Annotated in this window: 15 protein-coding genes and 1 tRNA gene; 15 read left to right on the forward strand and 1 reads right to left on the reverse strand. The window is 38.5% G+C overall.

The genetic code is table 11. The annotated features are described in order from the left end of the window. Positions 1-35: 35 nt before the first annotated feature. The 3 genes from H5118_RS08315 to H5118_RS08325 all read left to right on the forward strand — a co-directional run bounded on the left by H5118_RS08315 (position 36) and on the right by H5118_RS08325 (position 3,776). A tRNA-Glu gene (locus tag H5118_RS08315) sits at positions 36-111 on the forward strand. 283 nt (positions 112-394) lie between these two features. Beyond that, entirely contained in the window at positions 395-3,262 is a 2,868-nt protein-coding gene (locus H5118_RS08320; protein ID WP_182720596.1) for a pitrilysin family protein, read from the forward strand. 247 nt (positions 3,263-3,509) lie between these two features. Then, positions 3,510-3,776 (forward strand): DksA/TraR family C4-type zinc finger protein, encoded by a 267-nt coding sequence (locus H5118_RS08325; RefSeq protein WP_002962957.1) that lies wholly within the window; start codon positions 3,510-3,512, stop codon positions 3,774-3,776. Positions 3,777-4,060: 284 nt separating this feature from the next. Here H5118_RS08325 and gloA read toward each other — a convergent pair whose 3' ends face one another. Next, entirely contained in the window at positions 4,061-4,462 is a 402-nt protein-coding gene (gloA, locus tag H5118_RS08330; RefSeq protein WP_024594782.1) for a lactoylglutathione lyase, read from the reverse strand. A gap of 624 nt (positions 4,463-5,086) precedes the next feature. On the opposite strand from gloA, the gene H5118_RS08335 reads away from it, so the two are divergent. The 12 genes from H5118_RS08335 (at position 5,087) to H5118_RS08390 (ending at position 26,194) form a co-directional block, all read left to right on the forward strand. Then, positions 5,087-5,965 (forward strand): NAD(P)-dependent oxidoreductase, encoded by an 879-nt coding sequence (locus H5118_RS08335; RefSeq protein WP_002962960.1) that lies wholly within the window; start codon positions 5,087-5,089, stop codon positions 5,963-5,965. 147 nt (positions 5,966-6,112) lie between these two features. Next, positions 6,113-8,371: a polysaccharide lyase 6 family protein gene (locus H5118_RS08340; RefSeq protein ID WP_182748459.1), complete on the forward strand. Its 2,259-nt coding sequence runs from the start codon at positions 6,113-6,115 to the stop codon at positions 8,369-8,371. A 5-nt stretch (positions 8,372-8,376) separates the two neighbouring features. Continuing rightward, positions 8,377-10,593, forward strand: a complete 2,217-nt coding sequence (locus H5118_RS08345; RefSeq protein WP_182748460.1) for a heparinase II/III family protein — start codon at positions 8,377-8,379, stop codon at positions 10,591-10,593. 5 nt (positions 10,594-10,598) lie between these two features. Further along, the gene (locus H5118_RS08350) at positions 10,599-10,943 is read left to right on the forward strand and encodes a cupin domain-containing protein (RefSeq protein WP_002962963.1); all 345 of its coding nucleotides are present in this window, start codon (positions 10,599-10,601) and stop codon (positions 10,941-10,943) included. Between the two features lie 2 nt (positions 10,944-10,945). Next, on the forward strand, positions 10,946-12,253 hold the full coding sequence (locus tag H5118_RS08355) for an MFS transporter (RefSeq protein ID WP_002962964.1): 1,308 nt from the start codon (positions 10,946-10,948) through the stop codon (positions 12,251-12,253). 74 nt (positions 12,254-12,327) lie between these two features. After that, positions 12,328-13,260 carry a sugar kinase gene (locus H5118_RS08360; RefSeq protein ID WP_182748461.1) on the forward strand — a complete coding sequence of 311 codons (933 nt, stop codon included), beginning with the start codon at positions 12,328-12,330 and terminating at the stop codon, positions 13,258-13,260. Between the two features lie 229 nt (positions 13,261-13,489). Beyond that, entirely contained in the window at positions 13,490-14,107 is a 618-nt protein-coding gene (eda, locus tag H5118_RS08365) for a bifunctional 4-hydroxy-2-oxoglutarate aldolase/2-dehydro-3-deoxy-phosphogluconate aldolase (protein ID WP_058154918.1), read from the forward strand. A 14-nt stretch (positions 14,108-14,121) separates the two neighbouring features. After that, a complete protein-coding gene (gene fbaA / locus H5118_RS08370; RefSeq protein WP_002962276.1) occupies positions 14,122-15,204 on the forward strand; it encodes a class II fructose-bisphosphate aldolase in 1,083 nt (360 codons plus the stop codon). After that, complete coding sequence (locus H5118_RS08375) at positions 15,201-16,163, forward strand: class 1 fructose-bisphosphatase (protein ID WP_182748462.1); 963 nt, start codon at positions 15,201-15,203, stop codon at positions 16,161-16,163. The genes fbaA and H5118_RS08375 overlap by 4 nt, the downstream gene beginning before the upstream one ends. A 449-nt stretch (positions 16,164-16,612) precedes the next feature. Further along, complete coding sequence (locus tag H5118_RS08380) at positions 16,613-19,348, forward strand: poly(beta-D-mannuronate) lyase (RefSeq protein ID WP_182748464.1); 2,736 nt, start codon at positions 16,613-16,615, stop codon at positions 19,346-19,348. A 325-nt stretch (positions 19,349-19,673) separates the two neighbouring features. Further along, complete coding sequence (locus H5118_RS08385; RefSeq protein WP_182748466.1) at positions 19,674-22,706, forward strand: TonB-dependent receptor; 3,033 nt, start codon at positions 19,674-19,676, stop codon at positions 22,704-22,706. Between the two features lie 524 nt (positions 22,707-23,230). After that, a complete protein-coding gene (locus tag H5118_RS08390; protein ID WP_182748467.1) occupies positions 23,231-26,194 on the forward strand; it encodes a TonB-dependent receptor in 2,964 nt (987 codons plus the stop codon). Positions 26,195-26,497 lie beyond the last annotated feature (303 nt).

The following is a 26,497-nucleotide window of genomic DNA, read 5'->3' on the forward strand; positions in this document are numbered from 1 at the left end:
CTAAAAATTCAGTTGTCCTAGTGACACATTTATGTGTCCCCATCGTCTAGAGGCCTAGGACACCGCCCTTTCACGGCGGTAACAGGGGTTCGAATCCCCTTGGGGACGCCACTTACTTATTTTAAGTATTGTGTAAAGCAGTGTGACACCGCACTCTCTATGCACGACGTTATCAAGAGTACCAATCTCTTAGATATGTCATTTACTACTTAGATAGGAAAGTGCAGTGTTATTAGAATAAAACCACAAATTAATACCCTCATTTTATACTTCATTTTTATATCAATCTATTTACACTTTGTTACAAAACCAAACCCATAATCGCTCCATATTCCTTGTTGTACTTTTAATTAGTCTTTAAACTCATTGAGTTAATTTAAATATGGACTAAAAAATGAAACTCACAAAAATTGCACTTGCTGTTTTACTTGCATCAGGGTTGGCTGCATGTAATAGCTCAACTCAAGCTATTGATAAAAATATTGTTACAGAAACATCAATTCCTGGCGTTACACTTATTGAATCAGTGAAATCTAATGCAGGTGAAATCAACATACCGTATAAAAAATATAAACTAGATAACGGTTTAACTGTAATTGTGCATGAGGATCATTCAGATCCCTTAGTACACGTTGATGTAACATACCACGTTGGTTCTGCTCGCGAAGAGTTGGGTAAGTCAGGCTTTGCTCACTTTTTTGAGCATATGATGTTTCAAGGATCAGAGAATGTTGCTGATGAGGAACATTTTAAAATAATATCTGAAGCAGGCGGTACTTTAAATGGTACTACTAACTCTGATAGAACAAATTATTTTGAAACAGTACCTGTAAATCAATTAGAAAAGATGTTGTGGCTAGAAGCTGACCGAATGGGCTTTTTACTCGATGCTGTAACCCAAGAAAAATTTGAAGTACAACGCGAAACAGTAAAAAATGAGCGCGGCCAACGTGTTGATAATCGCCCTTATGGTCGTTTAGGTGAACGTGTTGCTCAAGCGATGTATCCAGACGGCCATCCATATTCATGGCCTGTAATTGGTTTTATGGACGATTTAAATCGCGTAAATGTAAATGATTTAAAAGCATTCTTTTTAAAATGGTACGGACCAAATAATGCAACGCTTACCATTGGTGGTGACATCAACGCTAATGAAATACTGCCATTAGTTACTAAATACTTTGCACCAATCCCAAAAGGTCCTGAAATACCTAAAGTTGAAAAAACAGCTGTAATACTAGATGCTGATAGATATATTTCAATGGAAGATAAGGTTCACTTACCTTTATTAAGTATGAGTTTCCCAACGACTTATGCTCGCTCTGAAGATGAAGCACCTCTTGATATACTTGCTGAAATATTAGGTGGAGGTAATAATTCACTACTATACAAAAACCTAGTTAAAACTCAACTTGCTGTTCAAGCAAGTGCAAATCATCCATGCCAAGAGTTAGCGTGTTCAATTAGTCTTTATGCTTTACCAAATCCTACAGCAGGGAAAACGTTAGCTGATATGGAAAAAATCATTCGTGATTCATTTGTTGAATTTGAAGAGCGTGGCGTTACACAAGATGATTTAGATAAAGTAAAAGCTAAAATAGAGTCAGGTGCAATTTTTGGTCTGCAAAGCGTATCAGGAAAAGTTTCTCAACTAGCCGCATCTGAAACGTTTACAGGTAACCCAAACTCAGCTAAAGATGAGATTGCACGTTATAACAAAGTTACAAAAGCTGATGTTATGCGTGTTTTTAATCAATATATCAAAGGTAAATCTGCCGTTATTATGAGTGTTGTGCCAGAAGGTCAAACTCAACTTATAGCTGCCCCAGATAACTTTACGCCTAAAGCGCATGATTTTGGAGGTCCATCTACAACTTCAGCTGATGATTTAGTAGCACGAAGAGCTGTTGATACATTTGATCGAAGTATTCACCCTGTAGCCGGCGCAAATCCTGCTGTTGATGTTCCTTCTCTTTGGCAAACTAAGACCGAAAACGGTATTAAAATATTAGGTACGCAAAGTACAGAAACGCCAACCACCGCTATTTTCATTAAAGTTCCGGGTGGCTTGTATAATGAGCAAGCTAGTAAAGTGGGTTTATCGTCAATGACTGCATCGTTAATGAGCGAGTCAACGCAAAACTACACTACAGAGCAAATGAGTAACGCGCTTGAAAAACTGGGTAGCCAGGTAAGTATCTACTCAGACAAAACACATACAAATGTGTATGTTTCTAGCTTAACTAAAAATGTAGATGCAACGCTAAAGCTTGTTGAAGAGAAATTATTTAAACCAGCATTTAATGCCGATGACTTTGAGCGTAATAAAAAGCAAATCATTCAAAATATTCAACATTCAATGAAGGATGCAGGGTATTTAGCATCTAATACATACAGCAAATTACTATATGGCGACAATATAGCTGCACTTCCAAGTACTGGAACGCTTAATAGTATTGAGGCTATTACATTAGATGACGTTAAAGCTTTTTATAACGCAAACTTTAAACCACAAGGCGCGCAAGTCATTATTGTTTCTGATTTAAAAGAGTCAACAATTGAGCCAAAGGTTAAAGCTACACTTGCAAACTGGCAAGGTAAATCGAGCCCAGTTACTGTTGATTTCAGTGAACCTAAAGTAGAAACTAATGTCATTTATCTTGTAGATAAACCAGATGCCCCTCAATCAGAAATTCGTATTGGTAAACGCGATATGGTTGAAGACATTACTGGTGAGTTTTTTAAAGCTAACTTAATGAACTTTGCATTTGGTGGCACGTTTAACAGCCGTATCAATCTAAATTTACGAGAAGATAAAGGCTACACTTACGGTGCTCGCTCTCGTTTTTGGGGTGATAAAACATCAGGTGGCTTTACAGCTTCTGCAGCGGTGAGAGCCGACTCTACTGCAGCGTCTATTACAGAGTTTACTAATGAGCTTAATAACTATGCTCAAAACGGTGTCACTGATGAAGAGCTTATGTTTATGCGTAAAGCTATCAATCAAAAAGATGCGCTTAAATACGAAACGCCTAATGCAAAACTTGGCTTTTTAGCACAAATATTAGAGTTCGATTTAAAACCTAGCTTTGTAAAAGAAAGAAATGAGATTGTTAGCAATATTAGCAAAGAAGAAGTTAACGCCTTAGCTAAAAAACACTTAAACACTAAAGATATGATTTATTTAGTAGTGGGTGATGCTAAAACACTTCGCCCAGAGCTTGAAAAATTAGGCATGAAGGTTGTTGATTACAGCCTTTAATATTTAAATAAATAATTAGAATTACAAAGCAGCTTTTTTAGCTGCTTTTTTTTGCCTGATCTTAGAGTGTTGATCTTTTTGAAAGTAGATTACAGGGAGCAACTACAGCGTCTTTCTTTAGATATAAAATATAGTTTTATAGTTGAAGCCTTCAAATAACACCCCATTCCTAGCTTTATTATTCAGTACTTATAAAGATTCAATTTGGTAGCATAAATTTAAACATCCAACTTTATTAGGAGGATTTATGGCAAGTGGATGGGCACGAGACGGTGCAATTCAAGATCAAATTGATGCAAGTGTTAACGATGCCGTACAGTATGCAAGAAGCAATTTAATATCTGGTGCAAGTGCTGAGCTATGTGACGAGTGCGATGAAAAAATCCCACAAGCACGAAGGCTCGCGCTACCAGGAGTTCGCTACTGTGTTGCATGTCAAGCTGCAATAGAAGGTAATGGTGCTAGCGCTAAATCGTTCAATAGGCGTGGTAGTAAAGATAGTCAGTTACGTTAAAAAAAGGTGCTGCAAAGCACCTTTTATTTAATACCAATCTGCATAACCATTTGAACAATATATAAAATTAAACCTCTCCATAGTTATACCAACCAGCATAAATCTTTGATCAATTTAACGAATTAAATTGCACTATTACGTCGATAAAAATTTTTTATTTAGAACAACTAGATACAAAAATTTTGCCTAGTTCTAGCGTAATTTTTTTAACGTTAAATAGACCCCATATATAAGCAGATTGGCATTAAGCAAATTGTTATAACTTGAATTAGTTGTTAAGTAATTTAAAATTTACTCATGTCTTCTTTTTTCTGAATTAACTCAATTGCATAGCCATCTGGGTCTTTTACAAAAGCAATTTCAGTAGTACCGCCTTTTACAGGCCCTGGTTCACGGCTTACATTGCCACCAGCAGCTTTAATATCTGCACATGCTTTGTAAATATCATCAAACTCAATAGCAATATGACCATATCCATTACCTAGGTCGTAGCTATCCTCGTCCCAGTTATAAGTTAGCTCTAATACTGTGTTATCTGCTTCGTCGCCATATCCAACAAAGGCAAGAGTGTATCTGTATTCACTGTTATCAGCTCTGCGTAATTCTTTCATACCTAATATTTCAGTATAAAAAGCAATTGATTTATCCAAATCCGCTACACGAAGCATAGTATGTAATAAACGCATTTTTAGTTCCTTTAGTTATTTATTCAAAGTTAAGAGTATTTTTAACTAAGCGCTATTATTAAGCGCGTTTTAGGGGGGTTATATGTATTAGCCATATATGTAGGCATTACATATAAATCACAACCTTAATATGAGAGTGGGCTTAAAACAGTTTGAGTTCGACCTTTATAAATTACCAATTAATGAATCATTTTATTAAATTTTGGATGTTTAAATAACCAGTACTCAATTATTGGTCAACCTATTAGTATAAAAAAAGTTACTGATTGTTCAACAAAAGTTAACCTTTGCTTAATTGTGCTGTTGATATATAACCGTTTGTTTTAATAGGATATTAAATTAATTTTGTGTAATTTTTAAAAATGTGGCGTTTGCTTGGTCAACTTATTGGTTGACAAAAAAGTCGTATGGTAATACAGTTTTTGCATACCAATTGGTAAGTTGCTTGGTTTGAGTGAGTACAATGTATTGGTAATTAATCAGAGTTACGTTTTGCACAGGTTAATTTATAAATAACTCAAGCTTAAAGTTACTCTACAAATTGAAACAAAAGACACAGCGTATTTATAGAGTAAATTTTACTTGTTCTTATAAAAGTATGCGCCACATATTTAGGAGTTATTCATGTCAAAACCAGTCATCGGTTTCATCGGCTTAGGCTTAATGGGCGGCAACATGGCCGAAAATTTACAAAACAAAGGCTATGAGCTAATTGTTATGGACCTTAGCAAAGATGCGGTTGCAGCATGTGTTGCTAGAGGCGCAAAAACAGCAAGCACTGCAAAAGAGCTAGCTGAAGGTTCAGATATTGTTATGTTTTGTCTTACAACGTCTGCCGTTGTAGAAAAAATTGTTTACGCAGAAGACGGTATCCTAGCGGGTATTAAAGAAGGTGCAGTATTAGTTGATTTTGGTACTTCTATCCCATCATCTACTAAAAAAATTGGTGCTGATTTAGCAGCTAAAGGCGCAGGCATGATCGACGCGCCACTAGGTCGTACACCAGCACATGCTAAAGATGGTCTTTTAAACATTATGGCTGCAGGCGATATTGATACATTCAATAAAGTTAAACCAGTACTTGAAGATCAAGGTGAAAACGTTTTCCATCTTGGCGAGCTAGGTGCAGGTCATACAACTAAGCTTATCAACAACTTCATGGGCATGACGACAGTATGTGCTATGTCACAAGCATTTGCAGTGGCAGAGCTTGCTGGTGTTGACCGTCAACAACTTTTCGACATTATGTCGACTGGCCCATCTAACTCACCATTTATGCAATTTTGTAAAAACTATGCAGTTGATAATGTTAGCGACCTTGGTTTCTCGATTGCTAATGCAAACAAAGATTTAGGCTACTTCCTACAAATGGTAGAAGACCTAGGTACTGAATCAAAAATCGCTGAAGGTTCATCAGCTAACCTACAAGCAGCGTTTGACGCTGGTATGGGTCAAGGTAACGTTCCTGAAATTTTTGATTACTTCAAAAAGTTAGAAAAGTAATACTTCTCGACCTTATTGAGCGCTTTGAGCTTTAACTTAAAGCGCTTTAACACACATGACACCAATTGACTAAAGTCTTTGTGCAATGTCAGCTTTTTTTAATTCTGATGAAGCACTACTTTCAGTCACAACGAAAAAGAGTTAACTATGCGTTTGATTAATACAATAAAGCTTAGTCTAGTTCTCATCGGTTGCATATCCACACAAGTAGCGGCCAAAGATTATTTTATAGAAAATAAACAAGCTTTTAATGATATCGCAGCTAATCTAGTTGCTGGCGACAAAGTAGTACTTAAAAATGGTACTTGGTCCGACTTCGAAATTTTACTTGAAGGCCAAGGTACAAAAAACTCTCCTATTATATTAACCGCTGAAACTAACGGAAAAGTAATTCTATCAGGTCAATCTAATCTAAGACTTGCAGGTAAATACCTTGAAGCTTCTGGTTTAGTATTTAAAAACGGCTACACACCGAGCTCAGCTGTAATAGAATTTCGTAAAAATAAAAATGAATTAGCCTACAATTCACGAGTTACTCAAACAGTAATCGATAATTACAGTAATCCAGACAAGCGAGAGTCTGATTATTGGGTTGCCTTATATGGACAACATAACCGCTTTGATCATAGTCATTTAGTTGGCAAACGAAATAAAGGTGTGACAGTTGCTGTTCGTTTAAACACTAAAGCAAGCCAGGAAAACTATCATCGTATAGATAACAACTATTTTGGCTACCGTCCAACTTTTGGTTCTAACGGTGGTGAAACCCTGCGTATTGGCACAAGCCATTACTCACTAACTGATTCGCATACATTGGTTGAAAATAATTACTTTGAACGTACCAATGGTGAAGTAGAAATTGTTTCGGTTAAGTCAGGTAAAAACATCCTTCGTAATAACGTATTTTATGAAGCGCGCGGTACATTAACGCTGCGCCATGGTAACGGCAATCTTATAGAAGAAAATATCTTTATTGGTAATGGTGTTGATCACACAGGTGGTATCCGCGTTATCAATAAAGATCAAATTGTAAGAAATAACTACCTACAAGGCCTAACAGGCTATCGTTTTGGCAGTGGTTTTACTGTAATGAACGGCGTACCAAATTCATCTATTAATCGTTATCACCAAGTAGAAAATGCGACGATTGAAAACAACACATTTATAAATGTGCGTCATATTCAACTTGCTGCAGGTAGCGATGCTGAGCGTAGCGCAGCCCCAAAAAATAGCGTAATGAAAAACAACTTAATCATAAACCAAGATGGTGAACAGCCATTTACAACATTCGACGATGTAAGTGGGTTAGTATTAAGTAACAACATTGCAGATACAAAAGTGCTTTCTGAGCTAACGTACGGTGTAAAAAAAGAAAAAATCACGCTTGAAAAAGCAAGTAATGGTCTACTTTACCCAACCTCTAAAAGTTTAAATGTAGGTGCAAAGCGCGATTTAAAAGTACTTAAAAAAGAAGATACCGGTGTTAGTTGGTATGCAAAAGTACCTGCTTTAGTTGATTTTGATTCTGGTAAGACACATTCTGTTAAAGCTGATGTAAGTGCATTACTAGATGCTATTGATAATGCAGAGTCGGGCGATGTACTAGAACTAGCGCCTGGCCAGTATGATGTGTCTAAACTGGTTAAAATTGATAAAACGTTGACAATTAAAGCAAAGCAGAACACAAAGTCTAAACTTACTTTTCAACGCTCTACCTTGTTTGAAATACATGATGGCGGCAGCTTAAAACTAGATGGTTTATCAATTTCAGGTGAAAACGCGCCAGATGCAATAGGTAACAGCATTGTTCGTACGCAAAAATGGGGTATGGTTGATAATTACCGCTTTGTAATGACCAACTCAGAGTTAAATGCTTTAGATATTAATCATTCATTCCATTTCTTTATCACTGGTAAAGGTGCAATGGCTGACGAAATTATTGTTACAGGTAATACCTTTAATACAGTAACAGGTGACATTTTACGCCTAAATACTGAAATTGAAGACTTAGGTGTTTATAACGCGGAATACGTTATTGTAAATGATAATACATTTAATGATGTAAAAGGCGGCATAGTTAAGCTTTACCGTGGTGGCACTGATGAAAGTACATTTGGCCCTCATTTTGAAATGACAAATAACGCGCTTAATAACGTTGGCCTTGGTAAGCGTAACAAAGAGCAAGCGAGCATTTATGTTCACGGTGTTCAGGTTACTAATATCAAAGATAATAAATTTGTTAAATCTGCTCCTATTATTGTAGAGCACACAGTAGGCGAGCCTAAAACTGAAATCTCAGGCAATACATTTGATGCAACTAAAGCACCAACTGTTAAAGAGTTAAGAGTTAAAGGCCCGCACACGGCAGTATTAAAAAATAACAACGTTTTAAATAAGGCAGGGTAAATACTATGTACTTATTAAAATGCCAAACACGCTTTAAAATAGCTGCTGTAGCTGCACTTACATTACTTACATCATTGGGGGCGCATGCAGCGCACCCAAACTTAGTGATTACTACTGATGATGTTAAGCAAATGCGCCAAGCAATTAGTAGCAACGGTAGCACAAAGTTTGCTACTGCGTTTGAATCGCTAAAAGCCCAAGTAGATGAACAAATTGCACAGCCTATCACTGTACCAGTTCCAAAAGATGGCGGTGGTGGTTATACACATGAGCGCCATAAGAAAAATTATCAACTTATGTACAACGCGGGCATTATTTATCAATTAAGCCAAGATGATAAATACGCAAACTATGTACGTGATATGTTGCTTGAGTATGCAAAATTATACCCAACGCTTGGTCTGCATCCAAAACGTAAAATGGACTCGCAAAATCCAGGTAAGTTTTTTTGGCAAAGCCTAAATGAAGCAATGTGGCTTGTGTACACAATACAAGCTTATGATCTAATTCATGACTCGTTAAATGCCGATAATATTAAAACAATTGAAAATGACTTACTACGTCCTGTTTCGTTGTTCACATCTGTAGGCCAACCGTCTACATTTAATAAAGTACATAACCATGGAACATGGGCAACAGCGGGTGTTGGCATGGCAGGGTATGTATTAGGCGAACCTGAGTGGGTAGAAAAATCATTATACGATTTAGAAAAATCGGGTAAGGGTGGCTTTATTAAGCAGCTAGAGATGCTGTTTTCACCACAAGGTTACTATAACGAAGGTCCTTACTATCAACGCTTTGCACTATTACCATTTGTAACGTTTGCTAAAGCGATTGAAAACAACGAACCACAACGAAAAATCTTTGAATATCGCGATGGCATATTATTAAAAGCGATTGATACGACGATTCAACTTAGCTACAACGGTTTGTTCTTCCCAATTAACGATGCAATAAAAAGTAAAGGCATCGATACCATTGAGTTAGTAAATGGGGTAACGGCAGCGTATGGCTTAACCAACGATGCAGGTTATTTAGATATTGCTAAGCAACAAGACCAAATAATTCTCTCTGGTGATGGACTAAAAGTAGCTCAAGCACTTGATAACAACATGGCAAAACCTTATTCGTTTAAATCTGTTGCCTTCGGTGATGGTAATGACGGTAAACAAGGTGCTCTAGTTGTAATGAGAACGCAGGTAGGTGGCGATCAAGCACTGCTGTTTAAACCTGCTGCACAAGGTTTGGGCCATGGTCATTTTGATAAATTAACATGGCAGTTTTACGACAACGGAAATGAAATTGTATCTGATTATGGCGCAGCACGTTTTTTAAATGTAGAAGCTAAATACGGCGGTCGTTATTTACCTGAAAACGAAACTTACGCTAAACACACTGTTGCGCACAATACGGTAGTGGTTGACGAAACAACGCATTTTAATGCAAATGTTGAAGTAGGAAATAGTAATTACCCTACACTTAACTTTTTCGAAACAAATAAATACGGCACGGTTTCAAGCGGCGAAATAAGCACAGCTTATAAAGGCGTTGATCTTGAGCGTACGCTTGCACTTATTAACTTACCTGAACTACAAAGCACAGTTGCACTTGATATATTTGATGTTGCTGCAAATAAAGCGCATCAGCTTGACCTGCCTTTACATTATAAAGGTCAGCTTATCGATACCAGCTTTGAGTTAAAAGCAAATGCAACGCAGCTGTCTGCGCTAGGTACTAAAAATGGCTACCAACATTTATGGCTTAAAGCTCAAGCGCAACCTGAAGGTGGTTTAGCTAAAGTAACGTGGCTAAACGAAAATGGTCGTTTTTATACGCAAACGAGCTTGGTAAAAGGTGATGAGTCTTTCTTGTTTACTCAAATAGGCGCAAATGACCCTCACTTTAATTTACGCAACGAAAATGGTTTTATTCGTCGTGTTGAGGGTCAAAAGCAACATAAGTTTATATCTGTATTAGAGCCACATGGTGAGTACAACCCAAGTAAAGAATATACCCTAGAAGCTGTTAGTCGAGTTACAAAGCTTGAATATAGTCAGCAGGGCGATTTAACACTTGTTGAACTTGATATTAAAGGCAACTCATATTTAGTGGCAATTAATAAAGCACAAACATCAGCTAAAAACACATTCAATTATCAAAATAAAGAGTTCACTTTAAATGGCCGATTAGGCGTTTATATGATGAACAATAATCAGGAGTAAATAGGATGCAAAAGCAAAGCGCAAACTTTTCATTTGGTAACGAGACCGAAATTGAAGACTTAGGAAATGGTCTAAAACGTCAAATGCTAGGTTATAACGAAGAGCTAATGGCTGTTAAAATTTGGTTTGAGAAAGGGGCTATTGGTTATAACCATGCTCACAGACATTCTCAAGTAACGTATGTTGTTGAAGGTGAGTTTCACTTTAACATTGATGGCGTAACTAAAATCTTAAAACCGGGTGATAGCTGCTTAATCCCACCATTTGCTGATCATGGAGCTACCTGCCCAACAGGCGGAATCCTGATTGATACTTTTAGCCCAGCGCGTGAAGACTTTCTTGAGGATTAATTATGCAACTTAAAGGCTTACGTTGGTGGGTTATAGCGCTAATAGCGCTAGCTACCATTATTAACTATATCGACCGCCAAGCACTTAGTGTGCTTTGGCCGGACATTGTTGAAGATTTATTTCCTGATGAATCAGCGCTAGAACGCAAACAAATATACGCTAATATTTCTATTGTGTTTGTATTTGCTTATGCATTTGGTCAGGCAATCTTTGGTAAAATATTTGACTGGGTGGGCACACGCTTCGGTTTTGTACTATCAATAGGTGTTTGGTCTATTGCAACCGTTGCGCATGCATTTGCACAAGGTGTACTCAGTCTTAGTATTTTTCGCGCAATCTTAGGTGTAGCAGAAGCCGGTAACTGGCCTGGTGCAGCTAAAGGTAACGCAGAATGGTTCCCTACTAAAGAACGTGCTTTAGCACAGGGTATTTTTAACTCTGGCGCCGCAATTGGTGGCATTATTGCTATTCCTTTAATTGCTTATTTAACTATCTACTTTAGCTGGCAAATGGTGTTTGTTTTTGTTGGTGCATTAGGTTTCCTTTGGTTAGTTCCATGGTTAATTTTAGTTAAAGCACCGCCTAGCTCACATCCTTGGCTGACTGCCGAAGAACGTGAATATATCTTAACGGGTCAAAGACGTGTTGATGACAACGGTGATGTAACTGGTGAAGACGAAGAGGAATATAACCCTACAACTGCTGAGTTACTTTCTCGTAAGCAAAGCTGGGGTGTAATCATTGCCTCTGCCGCAATTGACCCAATTTGGTGGTTATTTGTTTTTTGGATCCCTATTTACCTAAACGAAGTATACGGCATGGATGTTAAATCTATTGGTATATACGGTTGGGTACCTTATGTTGGCGCTATGTTTGGTGCTTGGTTTGGTGGCTTATTGGCTCAAAATCGACTCAAAGCAGGTTGGAATACAGATAAAACACGTAAGCTTACTATTACGCTGGGTTGTTTAATTATGTTACCAGCGCTACTTGCAATGGCAAATCCAGGCGGACCAACAACAGCGGTACTAATTATGGCTGTTATCTTATTTGGTTTTCAAACTGCAATTGGTAACGTGCAAACACTACCAAGTGATTTGTTAGGTAAAAAAGCAGTGGGTACATTATCAGGTTTTTCTGGTATGGCGGCAAAGCTTGGTGCTGTAGGTCTTACATCGCTAGTACCTTTTCTTACTGCTGATGGTAACTACACACCAGCATTTGTAATTGGTGCTTCTTTAGCCATCATTGCAATGGCAGCTGTTTGGATTTTAATTCCAAAAATAGAACCTCTTAAAAAGCCTCAATAATCTAGATAATAACTGCTATGCCAACATATTTTGTATATGTGCATAGCAGTTAACTACATAGGGTAACTTCCAAGATGAAAAATATTTACTTTATCGGTGAATGCATGGTCGAGCTTAGAGCTATGAGCGCGGCAACACTGCACCAATCATTTGCAGGCGATGTTTATAATTCTGCAGTGTATTTAAAACGTTGCTTCCCGCAGGTTACTACTTCGGTTGTTACGGCTTTAGGTCAAGATAATTTAAGTAAAAAAATGCTAGAACGCTTTGAGAGTGAACAAATAAATACGCAACTTGTATTTGCTCACGACACCAAAGTACCTGGTATGTACTACATAGAAACTGATGAGCATGGTGAGCGTAGCTTTATTTATTGGCGCAATGATTCTGCAGCTAAAAAGGTTGTTGATTTTTTAGATGCTGATGCACTCGAGCAGCTTAGCCAAGGTGATATGTTTTTCTTTTCAGGGATTTCATTAGCAATAATTGAAGAAAGTGCACGTGAAGACTTTTGGAAAGTTGTAAAGCAGCTTAAAGATGCTGGGGTTAAAATCGTTTTTGATCCTAACTATAGAGCACGTTTGTGGAATAGTGTAGAGGAAACAAAAGAGCAATATCATTTAGCCTTTACGTTTGCAGATATTACCCTACCAGGCGTTGAAGATTTAACAACACTTTATGGCGTTCATAGCGTAGAAGCAGTTGTTGAATATTTAAAGCCTTACCAAATTGAAGAAATTGTTGTTAAAAATGGCCCTGAATCGGTAGTGACAAAAGAGGGCGATACGCTTCAAAGCCACACCATAATACCGGTAACAAATGTTGTAGATACGACATCCGCAGGCGATGCCTTTAACGGTGTTTACTTAGGTGCACGTTTATCTGATAAATCAATTTCAAGTGCCGTGCAACTTGCTGCAAAAGCGGCAGGGACTGTTATACAGCAACCAGGTGCTATTGCTCCAAAAGATATATTTCAGCTAGCAATGGCTGAAGCTGGCATGTGATACCAATTTTATTAAAAACATGATCACCTTAGCGTATTAAATAACTCACTAACTACGTTAAAAATTATTTATATAGAGCAACTATGTATCATAATTTTAGCCTTGTTATTGAGCTATTTTCTTGTCGCTATAATAGCTCATTAATTTAATGCAATTGGTATAACAAAATAATTAAACATTAAAGGCCGCTATACCTCGGCCGCATTACTTTTTATAAAGGAACAACGTTATGACTCGCTTTTCTGAACTTATGGCAGGACAAACACTGCTACCTATAATTCAAGCAGATACTCCAGAGCAAGGTGTTCAAATAGCGAAAGCTATGGCCAATGCTGGGCTTACTTTAGTTGAAGTAGTGCTAAGAACAGAGGCATCAATAGAGGCATTAAAAGCTATTAAAGCACAGGTGCCTGAGCTAAAAGTAGGTGCAGGGACAGTCATCAATACTGATATTTTGGAGCAAGCACTTGAAGCGGGTTCTGATTTTATTGTAACCCCAGCGGTGTCTCCTACGTTACTTGAAGCACTTGCTAAATGTAATGTGCCGGTACTTCCTGGTGTATCAAACACCGGTGATATTTTAATGGCGCTTGAGTATGGCTTTGAAGAGCAAAAATTATTCCCAGCATCGCTTGCTGGTGGCGCTCCTTTTGTGTCAGCTGTGTCGTCAGTATTTAGAGCAGTCAGCTTTTGTCCTACAGGTGGCGTTAGCGAAAGTAACAAAATGGACTATCTTTCTTTAAATAATGTATTCGCCGTTGGCGGTACTTGGATAGCGAAAAAAGAATGGGTTGAACAAGAAAATTGGCAAGCAATTACTGATTCTTGTATCCAGGCTTTAAAATAGAAAGGATTTCATAAATGAATTATTTAGCCCCAACAATACTACCAGGCGTAATCGTTGGCGACGAAGTAAGTGCTGTGTACGAGCATGCACGTACACATCAATATGCTTTGCCAGCGGTAAATGTTGTTAGTACAACATCTATTAATGCGACGCTAGAAGCTGCTAAAAAGAAAAACTCGCCCGTTATTATTCAGCTTTCTAATGGTGGAGCACAATTTTTTTGTGGTAAAAGCTTATCTTTACCAGAGCAACAATCAGCTGTGCTTGGGGCGGTAAGTGCTGCAAGATATGTACATTCAGTGGCAGCACATTATGAAGTAGCAGTGATGCTTCACACTGATCACGCAGCTAAAAAGCTACTACCTTGGATTGATGGTTTGCTTGATGAAGGTGAAAGACACTTTGAACTGACTGGCAAACCATTGTTTAGCTCACATATGATTGATCTGTCAGAAGAGCCTTTAGAAGAAAATATCGAAATTTGTGAACGTTACTTAACGCGTATGGCAAAAATAGGTATGACGCTTGAAATTGAGCTTGGTTGCACGGGTGGCGAAGAAGACGGTGTTGATAACTCACACTTAGATAGTTCTGCTTTATATACTCAACCTGAAGATGTTGCATTTGCTTACGAACGCTTAAGTCGTATTAGCCCTAACTTTATAATTGCAGCCTCTTTTGGCAATGTTCATGGTGTATATAAACCGGGTAACGTTGTTCTTACGCCAACTATTTTAAAAGATTCACAAGCTTACGTATCAGAAAAATTTAATCTACCAAGTAACTCAATTAACTTTGTTTTTCATGGTGGTAGTGGTTCTGAGTACAGTAAAATTGCAGAGTCTTTAACGTATGGTGTAGTGAAGATGAATATTGATACCGATACGCAGTGGGCGTGTTGGACAGGTATTTTAGATTACTACAAAGACAAGCAAGCATACCTACAAGGGCAAATTGGTAACCCTGACGGGGATGATAAGCCAAACAAGAAATACTATGACCCTCGTGTATGGTTGCGTCATTCAGAGCAAAGTATGGTTGCAAGGCTAGAGCAATGCTTTGACGATCTAAATTGTGTAAACAGGTATAGCGCATGAAAAGATTAAATACAGTATTGAAAGAAGACGGTGTAGATACCGATCTTATTTTACTTATTCGCACAATTTTAGCGACCAGTAAAGAAATTGCTTTTCGAGTAAGCCAAGGTGAATTAGCCGGTGTTTTAGGCTCAACTTTGAATGAAAACGTTCAAGGTGAAGTTCAAAAAAAGCTTGATGTAATCGCAAACCAACTACTTAAAGACATCCTACTTGATGATAGCAGCGTACGTTCTGTTGCATCAGAGGAAGAAGATCATGCGGTAGGCGGCCACCCTGAAGGTAAGTTTATTGTTGCTTTTGACCCGTTAGATGGCTCTTCTAATATTGATGTTAATGGGCAAATAGGCACTATATTTACTATTTACTTAGCCCGTGATGATGTTCCTTTTGATAGCGACGAGCAATTTAGTCAGCCCGGTGTAAATCAAGTGTGTGCAGGCTATGTGTTATACGGCCCTTCATCATTACTTGTAATGAGTACTGGCGGTCCTACGCGTTGTTATACGTTAGACTCAACACATGGCGGTTACTTACTGACAAACAAGCAGTTAAGTGTGCCAGAACAAAGCCGTGAATTTGCCGTAAATATGGCTAACTACCGTTACTGGGACGAACCAACACAAGTGTATTTTGATAAATTGCTATACACCTGTGAAAGCTTTGAAAAAAGCTCAATGCGTTGGAATGCAGCGATGGTAGGCGACGTTCATCGTATTTTATGCCGAGGCGGGTTATTTTTATATCCACAAGATAAACGCAGTGGTAACGATAACGGAAAAATAAGACTGCTTTATGAAGCAAACCCGTTAGCACTTTTAGTTGAAAACGCAGGTGGTAAAGCAACCTCTAGAGGAACGCGAATTTTAGATATTTCGCCCACTAGCTTGCACCAGCGTGTGCCTGTAGCTTTGGGTTCAAATGAGCCTGTAGAGTTTTATAATAACGCCATGTTATAAAACAGCACTCAAAAAAAGGGGTAAAAAAATTGCCCTTTTTTACCCTTAATTTTAATTCTCTTTGTAAATCATCCTCTTTAGACAAACTCACTTCTTTTCTTATTGTCTTCAAATAAGAATACTTCACATATATTAAATAATATTACTTACTAAACCCTATATAAAACTAAGTTTTTACTATAACGCTATGTATCTTCAACGTTATTTTTCACAATTGAATTCAATTCTTAACCAACAATAAAAGCCCGAGGTTAACTTGGTGTTTATTTATTGTTGTTTAATTAGGTGGGGATAGTGGAAAAACTTATTTTATTGTGGTTATATTACCAAGTTGGTTAACAATTCATTTGCAATTCAAATGAATTTGGTAATAAGCACATGATTTATTTGGTAACACACACAATAGATAACCAAATATTAAAACTATAAATTTGGAGAATAGAGCCACCATGAAATTCAAACATTTTGCGCTATGCGCTATTGCAGCAGCAATCGTTGGTTGTGACACAAACTCAAACAACAATGACAACAACTTGGGCTCAATTGCTCTTAGTGGAACTGTTACAAGCGGACAAACATTAACAGCTGAAGTTAGTGACCCTGATGGTATCTCAGGTGACGTGACTTACTACTGGTATGCAGATGGTGAGGCAATTGCTGGTGCAAATAGCGCTTCATTTACATTGACTGACGATCAGATAGGGTTACCAATTACAGTTCAAGGGCTTTATACCGATGATGGCGGTATTAATGAATCGCATATTACAGAACCAACCGCAGATGTTGCCGCAATCGCATTTCCTGCAAGTTTAACTATTACAGGTGACGCACTAGTTGGTTCGCAACTAACTGCTAATGTAGCTGACGACAATGGCTTTGATGGCGATACAGTAACTTATAAATGGTTTGCAGATGACGTAGAAATTGCTGATGAAGCACTTTCAACGCTCACGTTAACAGACGCACAGTTTGGTACAGTTATTACAGTTAGTGCATCTTTTGAAGATAGCCGTGGGTTTAACGAGTCTGTAACTTCAGCCGGTACAGAGGTTGTCGCACGAACAAACTCAGAAGGCGAAGTTACAATTAGCGGCACGCCAACTGTTGGAAATACTTTAACAGCAGAAATTAATGATACCGATGGGGCGACAGGAGATATCACTTATCAATGGCTTGCTGACGCACAAGAGATAGATGGCGCAATAGAGAGCACCTTTACAGTTGATGCATCACTTTTAGGTCAAAAGGTAAGTGTTCAGGTTGCTTATACAGATGATAATGGGTTTATCGAGGATAATACATCAGAGGAAACAATTGCTGTTTCTGCTGTTGCGGTTGACGAAGCCGGTAGCGTAGCCATTATGGGTGTAGTGCCTTATTTAACAAATGGCGAGTTAACCGCTGAGATAACTGATAACAACGGCGTTGAAGAGGCTAACGTTACTTATACTTGGTCTGCTGATGGCGTTGAAATAGCTGGGAGCAATAGTAAAACATTTACACCTTCTGATTACGCTGGCTCAATAATGTCAGTAAAAGCCACGTATACAGATAATGATGGCTTTGCGAGTGAGGTTACAAACTCACTTGATACATTGGTTTACACACAATTAGTTAGTAACCCTGAAGCACTCCTTGGTGCTATAAGTGGCGGTTTAGCTGACGGTGATGTTATTGGTTTAAACACTGGTGTTTATGCTGATATGGACGCAATTTTATTAACCAGTGCAGTCACGCTTCGCGCTGTAGAAGGTCAAACTCCTGTACTTAGTGGTGAAGTATGTGTGCATGTAGCTGCTGGAGTAGATGGCGCTGGGTTAACAGGGCTTACCTTTAAGAATATAGATACTAAAGCGGGTGCATTTTGTGAAACCGAAGAAGGTGCTGTTATTTACTCAGAAGGGGATAACTTTACTTTTTCGCAAAACACGATGGATGGAGAAGAAGCAACGCTAAACAACTCTACTTATCATTGGTTAATGCTAAAAGGTAAAGGCGCTTTAATCGAACGTAATACATTTTCTAATCGTAATTTTGCTGAAAATGGCTCCGTGATTAAAATGGCATCTGCAAGCTCGGATCACGTTATTGAATATAACTTGTTTAGTGGCACTAGTAGCAATCCAAACTTTGACAATTCTAGCTTACATTTAATTAATGTTGGCAGTACAACGGCTAGTGGTGCAGCTGATAACGCAAACTTTACTATTCAATACAACCGAGTAGAAAACTTTGTAACAGGTCGTCGTTTAATGCGAGTGCAAACATCGGGTGCAACCATCAAAGGCAATACAATCGTAAATCCTAATGGTGGTATTTCACTAGAAGATGGTGGCTTCAACAGTGTTACAGATAACATTATTATTCGAACTACCGATATTGCAAGCTCTGATGATCGCCCAGCGGGTATATTAATCACACCACTTGGTCACACTGTGAGTAACAACTACATTGCAGGTATTCGTTCTGGCAATAAAGAAGCGGGCGGTATTGTATTTACGGCAAATCCATTTTCGCAAGCTGACGGCGGTGTGCCAAACTCGGGTAACCAAGCTGTACTTGATGCGGCTGGCGACTTTACACTAAATGTAACAAACAATACGGTTTTGAATTCACAGCAACCTATTGTATTTAGTACGGAAATAGGCCCTAAAGCACCAACAAGTGATTGTGATGAGTTAACCGCAGCGAATGCGCCGGTACTCTATGGGCTGACCAAAAATGCGTTTGTTATAAACTTTAATGGAAATTTAATTGCAAACGGTTTAGGTGATCAAACAGACGCAGATACAATAAGCAGCAGTGCTAAAACTCAAGGCCTATTTTACCCAAATACACTTGATAGTGACCATGCTTTTGAATATGACTGTGACTTAATTAATCATGATAGTTCGGTGCTAAGTAACAACTTTGGTTATATGGATAGTCGAGTATCAGGCGATGCAAGCGGTGACTGGGTTGAAATCAGAAAACTAAATGGTAATGGCGCATTCGATACTGATGGTGCAATTGACCAAGACCCAGCAACTAACGGTAAAGAAGTGCTTGAGTACGTTACAGCAGCAAGTACGTTATTAGAAACTGACCCTGCAGGCCTTCAGGCAGAGGCAGGTGCTAAAGGTCTTCATTATATTCAATCATCTGAAGTCGGTGTTGGATCTACATGGAAAATACAAAACGATTAAGTAACCAATTAATCAGTTAACTTTTAAAAGCCCCAAATTTGGGGCTTTTTTATTATTTATTAATAATCACCACACTTTTCTCAACCTACATAACTCATTTATCGACTAGTTTAGAGCTGTTTATATTCTAGTAAAAAACCTGCCTGACCTACTGGTAATGCCGTTAAGTTAAAATTGGTATACCTTATGGTAATATTAAAACGTCAAATTGGTTGATCATCGTGCTGGGTTTAAGTATATTAATACCAAAGGTCACATAAAATATACATCAGCATAACAAGCTAACACACTAAAATCACACAACAACAACCAGCGGAGAATTCAAATGTCGTTGAAGTCACGAGATAACAATAATTCTACAACAGGGCAGTTTGCAATGCGCCCAGTTGCAAAATGGGTAAGAACAGCGGTCATCGCAGGTATGGCAAGTTCTTGCGTATTTACAGCAAGCGCACAGGAAGATCAGGGAAAAGCGACAGAAGTTGAAGAAGACGTTGAAATAATTAGTGTTACAGGTACACGTAGAACGATACAAGATCAAATAGCAATTAAACGTGAAGCAACAACGGTAGTTGATGGCCTGTCATCTGAAGATATTGGTGATTTACCAGCACTGTCTATCGGTGAAGCACTAGAATCAATTACAGGTGCTGCATCTCACCGTGAAAACGGTGGTGCTACAGAAATCACTATCCGTGGTCTTGGTCCATTTTTAAGTGCAACACACATTAATGGTCGTGAAGCGACTAATGGTAGTGGTGACCGCTCAGTTAACTTTTCGCAGTTCCCTTCTGAACTTGTAAAAAAAGTAGCGATATATAAAACGCAAGATGCGTCAATGATTGAAGGTGGTGTTGCAGGTGTTATTGCACTTGAAACTATAACTCCACTTGATTTTGGCAAACAACGTGTATCAGCTGAGGTTAAATTAAATTATAACCCAGACGAAGGTAATGTAGATAACTCGCTGCAAAGTGACGCGGGTTACCGTGGCACGTTTAGTTATGTTGATCAGTTTGAATTTGATAACGGTCAAGCCGTTGGTGTGTCTTTTGGTGTGCAGCGCCAAGAAATTAGTCAACCAGAGGCTGAATACAGAAGCTCTAGCCCATCAGGTTCTTCATTATGGGCATGTTTAAACGATCCGACTAATACCAATGAAGGTTTTTATCGCAGCAGCGCAGGCGACTGTGAAGACCAAGTTAATGGCAGTAGTAACCAAGGTTACGATACAGAAATCGATCCAGAAACAGGTAAAGCAGTAAGTGATGGTACTCCGTATGCTTGGACTGGAAGTAGCCGAAGCTTTCGTCAAAACGAGACATCTGATGAACGTGATGCAGTATTTTTTGCACTGCAATACCAACCGTCAGCTGATTGGGATATTAACTTTGATGCACAAATTTCAGATAGAACACAACAAGAAGCACGTCACGATTTAATCTTTTTACAAAAACGTGCAACACCAGGTGTAACCGGTCCAACTCTTGTAACTAACGATGTAGGCGGTATTTTACATTGGGAAGGTGAAGAGCGTATTGAATCAGCGGGTGAGCAATTTTCTCGTGAAGAAAACTACCAAGGTTACGGCATAAATATAGAACATACAGTTACCGATAGATTAACTGTTGACTTAGATTTAGCGTATTCAAAAACTGAACGTGAAGAACTTCAAATATCTAATCGTGGTAGAACATCAGGTCGCAATTTCTTTTCTTGGGATATGGGCGATGAAATTCCTCATTTCACATTGACAGATTTTGACGTAACAGATATTTCAAACTTTACAGATAGCCTAAGAACACGACTTGACCGTGAAAATGTTCGTGAAAACGAAGTTATCTCAGCGCGACTAGATTTTGACTATGCGCTAGATGGCAACGTTTTTACAAGTATTCAAGGTGGTATTAGAACATCTGAAATGACCTTCCTACAGTATGGTGGTAGCCAAGGTAACGGTTCAAGAAACGAATTTACACTAGACTCTGGTACTGAAGCGCTTGACGTATTACAAGGTTGTCAAATCGATTTCCCTGAATCAGGCTTTTTATCGAGTGTATCTGATGGTGATATCGTAACAAATATTGATAGCGACGGTAACGTTGTAGCTAGCGGTACAGGTTCATCATGGGCTACATACGACAACGTATGTTTCTCACAAGCTGTAGCTGGTTCTAACGCTGATGGTGTGTTTGCTTACCCAGAAGTGGAATATGAAAATGCAGGTACAATTGATGTAACAGAAAAAACAACATCAGTGTACTTAATGGCTAACTACGATACTGAAATGTTTGGCAAATTCATTCGCGGTAACTTTGGTCTTCGTATTGTAGACACAGATGTAACTTCGATTGGTTTTAGAAATAGCTTTGATGTTGTAACAAGTGATACCGGTGTACTGTCTCTAGTTGAGTCTGATAACGGTTCACTGGATAAAATAAAAAGTGGTGGCGATTACACTAAGTATTTACCAAGCTTTAACCTAGTTATTGATTACAGCGAAGATATTTTATTCCGAGCAGGTATATACCGTGGTATGTCACGCGCAAATCCATCTAATTTAGGTTATAGCCGTACATTCCAAGAAGATACAGAAGGTACAGCAACATCAATTAGCGATTTATTAGTGGGTGTAAATGGCTCTGGTAACCCGGACACTCAACCGCTTATGTCGTGGAACTACGATGCTGCGTTTGAATGGTACCCTAACGAAGATTCAATCTTAGCGTTAAGCTTATACTACAAACAGTTCAACGGTGGTTTTCAACAACAAACAGTAATTGAAGAGTTTACTGTTGCCGGTGAAACCGTTTCATTACCAATTACTAACTCTGTTACATCAGACGAGGACAGTGAAATATTAGGTCTTGAAGCTTCATTTTCTTACCGCTGGGATAATGGCATCGGTATGAAATTTGGTTACAACTATGCAGACACTGACTTTGAGTTCCAAGATAGCTTATACGGCGATACGTTTGTTACTGATGTAGACGGTAATACTACACAATTAACTGACGGTATTGTTGAGTCGGCTTCAGTACCTGGCTTCTCAAAGCATGTATTTAGCAGCCAGCTGTACTACCAAATTGGTGGGTTTGATACTGCCGTTATTTACAAATATCGTAGTGAGTATTTCCAACCATATACTACAAATGGTACTCGACTTCGTTATGTTGATTCTGTAGGCGTATGGGAAATGCGCGCATCATACAAAATTGATGAGCACTTTAGAGTTAAAGCAGAAGCAATTAACTTGTTCAGCGCACCTAAATCACAAGATTTCTTTGTTGAAGGAAACTTAGGTGAAGTGAATGACTACGGCCCACGCTTATTCTTAGGTTTAAGCTACAAGCTGTAATAATAGTTAAACATTAAATCTCATTAAAAAGGCGGTTTTACCGCCTTTTTTTGATCCCTAAATTCTTCAATTTTATATTTTCAATAACGCTAATAAATAGTACTCAACACAGTTTGCTTTCTAATAACGCTTCTTGACTGAAAAAACAAATTGGTTAACCAATAATGCCATTTATTAAGTGCGTACAACATCATCGGTTTCTCTTGCCTAAATTATTTCATTTTTAAAACACTAACTCTTTTAACCCTTGTAATTGATAGCTCAATTTCTAATTAAATTTAAAATCAATAAATAACATGAACTTAAAATCTACTTTATGATTTTAATTTAAAGGTTAGGTAGGTTTTTCTATTTTGGTAATAACATATTGCATAATATTTGATCTAAATTAATTACCAAAAGGTTGACCTTTTTATGGTTGGGTGTAAATATAAAGTTAAGGGTTTGTAATAATTAAGGGCTTTTAATAAAAACAATAAAGTAGCTGGTTAAACATAGCATTTCACACACACAGGAAAAAAACTATGAGTCACAAGTTATCTAAAATTACACTGGCAGTTATATCGGCAACCGCACTTGGTATGTCTTTGTCTACACAGGCGCAAGAAGCTCCAAAAAAAGCTGTAGACGATCTTGAGGTTATTGAGGTTTCAGGCATTCGACAATCGCTTACAAATGCGCTTGCACAAAAGCGTTCAGCAGATAGCCTTGTTGAGATTATTGAGGCTGTCGATATTGGTAAGCTACCAGATCAAAACCTCGCAGAAGTACTTGAAAATGTAACGGGGATTCAAATTACCCGTGAAGCAGGGGTAGGTACGGGCGTTCAAATTCGTGGTACCAATGCTAATCGTACAGAAGTGAACGGCGTATCAACAGTTGGCTCTGGGTCTGGGCGAAGTGGCATTAGTTTTGAAGATGTATCAGCTGCAATCATCTCCGGTGTAGAAGTAATTAAGTCACCTGAAGCAAAAACAATCGAAGGCTCTGTGGGCGCAACAATAAACCTTAAAACAATTCGCCCGTTACAGTTAAATGAAACTCTAGGCTCAATTAGAGTTCAAGGTGAAGATAGTAGCTTATCAACAGATGGTGTTACTCCTAGGGTATCGGGTGCTTGGGGTGATAACTGGGAGCTTGATTCTGGCGGTAAGTTTGGTGTTGTATTTAGTGGTAGTTACAGTGAGCAAGACGTAACCGCATTTCGTCCTCGTGCTGATAGAGATAATTCGGTAGCCGCTGATAGTGGTGCTGCAAGTGCACAATCGTTTGATTTTCTACCAGTACAATTTTTGATTCAAGATTACGATAATTACGAATACGAGACAAAAAACTTCGCAGGTACATTTGAATATGCACCAAACGATAATATGAAATTCTTTTTTGATGCAGTTGTTAACGATCAAGAGCGCCGCCAAGAAAGCTCAAGAGTACAAGCATCTGGCCTAAGTGATCTTAGAAATGTATCAATACCGAGTGAATTTGAAACAGTTAATTTTGGTTCTCTTGACGGACAAAACCTAGGCAGCATACAAGCGGCCGTAAGAGGCGTTATTCCGGTTGAAGACGGTGGTGGCGATCCTAATTTACGTTTTTCTAGTGATACTAATTCACGCATAACAAAAAGCAAAATATTTAGAATAGGGGGCGAATGGCAAGGCGATAGATTATTTGCAAGTGTTGAAGCCTCAACCTCTCGTTCTGATTCAACTACACCAAGCTTTAATACAACGCTTAATTTTATAAATCCAAATGTCGCTACTAATTCGTCAAATGAAAACGGTACTCCTTTTGAGTATGATCTTACAGGTGATGCACTTACATTTGGTATTGCAACGGGGGAGGCAAACGCACCAACAATGGCTCAATTACTCGACCCTGCAAATGTTGTTCTACGTGATGTAAACCAAGGGCAAGACGAGTCAGAAAATACAGAAGATGCGTTTCGTACAGATTTTACATATTACTTAGATGATGTAATAACGTCAGTCGATTTTGGTTACCGCTACAGTAAAACGAGCAGTATGTCGGATCAAGTTCGCTCTAACGTTGGTTTAAGAAATATGGCTGATAGCCCAACGGGTGATTTATTTGCACAATTATTAACAGCGGGCCCAGATAACTTTAATGATGGTGATGGGCGAGCACTTTATATTCGTGATTTCTTACTTATAAACCCAGAGCTTGCATCCTCTGATCCACAAGCTGTATTAGCAGCACTTAACCAAGCGATTGAAGCTAATAATGCAATAACAGGTTCTGATCGTGGTCCAATAAGTTCACCAACGTCTCAAGTAAATGCGTTTTTTGATATTGAAGAAGAAACACATGCCTTATATGCACAAGCTAATTTTGAGTATGGCATGTTTCGCGGTAACTTTGGCTTACGTTATTTAGAGACTGAAGTTACATCGCTAGGTAACTCTGTTACTCAAGATGGAAGTGGCAACGAACTGGTGACTCAAGTAACGTCAAAAGGTGATTACGATTTCTTTTTACCACGATTTAATTTAGCCGCGAATGTAAGTGAAGATGTGATTGTTCGTCTAGGTTGGTCAAAAGATATCAGACGCCCAGATTTTGATGACCTATCTACATCCGTTACGTTTGGCACCAGCCCTAATAGTGCAGTTTCAATAGGTAACTCAGGCTTAGAGCCAGAAGAAGTAACCTCTTTCGATATATCCACTGATTGGTATTTTGCACCCGCTGCTTTATTAAGTGTGGGGTACTTTCATAAAACACGTAGCGATTTGCACGTTACACAGCAAGTTGACCCATTTGAAGACCCAAGCACAGGCTTTCGCGATACAAATGGTCCTGAATGTGAAGGCGGCGGCATATTTAACCCAATTGCTGACATAAACGTATTTGGCCCAGATGCTGGTGTAGGGTTATGTGTACCAACACAAACTACTATTAATGATTCTGGCGAAACAACACAGCAAGGCATCGAGCTTGCAGCTCAATACGACTTATCAAATTTTGAAAAAGAGCTAGGCTGGGCATCAGGTTTTGGTGTTGTTGCTAACTACACCTATCAAGAATTTTCTGGTGGTGAATCATTTGACACCGCAACGAGTCGTGCAAATGCTGTTTTTGCATTAACAACCGGTAACCCGGATACAGACATAAGTGCTAAGCAATCACTCATTGATCTGTCAGAAAACGCATATAACATCACATTTTACTATGAGAAATACGGTCTATCTGCTCGAGCGCGTTACACGTGGCGCGAAGGGTACCGTTCAACTGACTTTGGTAGCACTTCAAGCTTCCCATGGGGTTTCCCTGTTGTACAAGAAGACAGAGGGCAGCTTAATGCCAGCATAAGTTATGATGTGAACGATCAGCTAAATATCGGTATTGAAGCCGTTAACTTAACTGAGTCAGAAGTTAGCCAGTCTTGTGTAAACGAAGGTGCTTTACTTTGTTTCCAAGGTATTACAGACCGCCGTATTACATTTGGCGCAAGCTATAGATTTTAAAGGTTATAGTTAAATCGAGTCTATAAGTGTGTGTATTTAAAGACGCTAAAAGCAAGCCACCTGGCTTGCTTTTTTTTAACTATAATTAGTTAACATTTACAAAAATAATTTATTCCACTTTGTATTTTACTTATCAATACCGTTACAGCGGCAATGTCTTGCGACACTGCCACCAGTAATTATACCAACCTGCATAAATCTTTGATCAATTTAACGAATTAAATTGCACTATAACGTCGTTAAAAATTTTTTATTTAGAACAACTAGATACAAAAATTTTTGCCTAGTTCTAGCGTAATTTTC

Source organism: Pseudoalteromonas sp. SR41-1, assembly GCF_014164015.1.
Classification (GTDB): domain Bacteria; phylum Pseudomonadota; class Gammaproteobacteria; order Enterobacterales; family Alteromonadaceae; genus Pseudoalteromonas; species Pseudoalteromonas distincta.